Here is a 2945-nt window from a genome sequence, read left to right on the forward strand (position 1 = left end):
GACTTAAAGCTCTCTATAGCATCTTCTAGTGAGGTCGATTTTACAACACGACTTGCACTTATTAACTCTTTCCAATATATATCCATTTCAGTGGAATCGCAGATCGATTCATGACCAAGTAGAAACATTTCAGCATTATATTTTTGTATGTCGTTAATCATTGGCAATAACAATGATTGCTTGTAATGAAATAAAGAATTTGTGGTTGTACCATATGCACAATCACCTAAAAAAACAACTTTTTCATCTGGAATATAAATGATTGTAGAGTCATCTGAATGAGTACTTTTGATTTTTTCAAGTATGCAAATTTTATTACCCAAATCAATAGTTAGTGTTTTTTCAAAGATTACATCTGGAGAGTTTAACTTAAAACTATCCCTGTTTGGCATATCAGTTTGTACAATCTTCATACACATAGCACTCATTTGATTAGTATTCACATACCTCTGGAGTGAACTATCGTCATAGGATAAACTTTGCCATTCTTTTATCATTTCGTTCGTTTGACTATTAACTATAACAGTTGCATCAAATTCATTCATTCCTAGAAAATGATCCCAATGTGCATGGGTAATAACAACATATTTAACTGGTGGTACATTTAGCTTCTCGATTTCTAGTAAAAAGTCCTTAGCATGCTGAGGAGAATTACCAGAATCTATTATTAGACTATATCGGTCACCACATACCAGTCCTAATGTCGGTCGTTCATTATCATCTTGATTAGATAAATAAGAAATAGTATCACTGAATTTATTTAACATGTTATTTCTCCTCTTTTCTAGATATTAATTCTACGAAAGAGAAAACCTACATGTTTATTCTAAAGTAAATAAAATAAATTAAGATTTTCTCATTTTATTTCTTTACCATTGGACTTGTCCCTCCTTTTTTCAATATGGAATTAGTTCTCCTGTTCTCTATTCATATGGTTGCGAATTAGACGGATTTGACCTCGATGATTTAGCTCATCTTCAAATACATGAAACCATCGGAAATAGTTGTTAGCTACATGATCAGGACCAAAGGGTGAAACTTCATCCAACCAGATGTCCTCTATTTGCTTAAATAAATCTAGCGTGCGTTCTCTTACTTTACTTAACTGTTCAAGATAGAATTCAATTTCTTTATCCTTGATTTCTTTATGTGCCTTTTCACCAAGTTTTAATCCTACATTAAGCCTTTGAAGTTCTTCTTTAGTAGAATCACGGTCTTCAAATGTCGAAATTTGATAGACTTCTTCAACACATGCCATATGATACAAAAGACAACCAATTGAATTTCCCTTGCCATTTATACGATAATCCAGTTCTTCTACTGATAAACCATCTACTGCATTTAATGTGGTCGTACGTGTATAATCCATCATGGATAATAATCTTCCAATCATTTGAGTATAGCCTAATTTATTTTCAACAATAAATCTCCTATTTTCTAATGTCTTCATTTTTATCACCCTTTGTGTCAATTTTATTCAATTAAACTATTATATCTATTAATTCCAATTATTTCAAATTTTTTAATAGCAGAGACCAATGATGAAAATTGAGTGGCGATAATTTCGGATGCGTTACTTAAATGAAATTTACTGATACTGCCGTTTACATGGCAGCTTTTTCTTATTGAGTAATAAAGTCGAAGACTTCCTAATCCGGGTGTTATGTCTACTAGGAGTGCATGCAGCACACTCGTTCAGCGATAGAATAGATATGTTAATGGTCGCATTTCTTCTTCAACTAACGGGTGCTTTACTTCAATAAGGAGTGGAGCTTTTTTTCTTATTGAACTAACGGAGCAGTTTAGTGAAATTACACTGTTATTTTAAACAAGGATTTATATCCTTGTTTTTATTTTTGAAAAAATGAGCCAAATGTTAAATTAATTTGTCTAATGGGTGTAAGACATTGTAGGGAGGGTGAATAACAATCATTAGTTTAATAAAAAAAGCACAAAAAGGTGATGATAAAGCCTTTTTAATACTTTTCCAAAAACATGAAGAAGATATTTATCGAATGGCTTATGTATATGTTAAAAATGAAAGTGATGCTTTAGATGTGGTTCAAGAGGTAGCATATCGTTCATTTAAAAAGATAGATACATTAAAGAACCCAGAGTATTTCAAGACTTGGTTAATAAAGATTACTATCTCTTGTTCAATTGATTTAGTTAAAAAAAATAAAAAGGTGGTCCAACTTAAACCAGAGTATGAAGAGTTTCTTGGCTCGGAGGATGAAGATGTTTCTCTTTCGATTACACTTCAAGAATTATTAGAACAGTTAAATGAAGATGAAAAAAGTATAGTCATTTTAAGATTCTATGAAGGTTATTCATTTAAAGAAATATCGGAGATGTTAAATATCCCGTTAGGTACGGCGAAATCTGTGTTGTACCGTTCATTAGGTAAACTTCGTAAAAAATTTAAGGAGGCTGATATTAGTGAGTAATATAAAGCAAGAATTAGAAAGAATCCAGATTCCAAAAGAATTACACGAAAGGTCAAAACTTGGTGTGAAAAAAGCAAAATCAGAACAACCAAAAAGAAAATTAAAAACACTATGGGTTGCAGCAGTCATGATTTCTGTTTTAGGAATCGGTTCATTAGCTTCTCCATCCGTTCAAGCGACAATTGAGAATCTATTTAGTTTTAATCAAGTAGAGGAAATGTCACAAACAGATATTGGTTGGACATGGGGAGGAATAGCAGGCAATGATGCTACTATTTATAGCTCTGTCGATGAAATTGAAAAAAAATATAGTATGGATATCCCATTTCCAGAACAATTACACGTTGCCGAAGAAAATTCATCAGTAAAGGAATATACAGTGAATACAAGTAAAGACAAATTTGTTTCATATAATTATCATCTTCGAACAGAAGACAGAATGTATAGAATAACAGCAACAAACGTTTCAAAAGAAAAACCAGAGTTTACTGCTAATAC

The 2945-nt window shown here is 31.8% G+C and carries 4 protein-coding genes; 2 read left to right on the top strand and 2 right to left on the bottom strand.

Annotation, left to right across the window (positions count from 1 at the left end; all coding sequences use genetic code 11):
- Positions 1–767: MBL fold metallo-hydrolase (locus AC1DSB_RS17290; RefSeq protein WP_477587205.1), on the bottom strand; the 767-nt coding region annotated here is incomplete at its 3' end.
- 140 nt (positions 768–907) lie between these two features.
- Positions 908–1450, bottom strand: coding sequence for a DinB family protein (locus tag AC1DSB_RS17295; protein WP_477587206.1), 543 nt, complete (start codon positions 1448–1450; stop codon positions 908–910).
- 472 nt (positions 1451–1922) lie between these two features.
- Between AC1DSB_RS17295 and AC1DSB_RS17300 the strand changes: the two genes are divergently transcribed.
- Positions 1923–2447, top strand: coding sequence for an RNA polymerase sigma factor (locus AC1DSB_RS17300; protein ID WP_477533138.1), 525 nt, complete (start codon positions 1923–1925; stop codon positions 2445–2447).
- Positions 2440–2945, top strand: a 506-nt coding sequence (locus AC1DSB_RS17305) for a hypothetical protein (protein WP_477587207.1), incomplete at its 3' end; no start/stop codon positions are given. The genes AC1DSB_RS17300 and AC1DSB_RS17305, both read left to right, overlap by 8 nt.

The organism is Paenisporosarcina sp. P4_E4_2 (genome assembly GCF_056401595.1).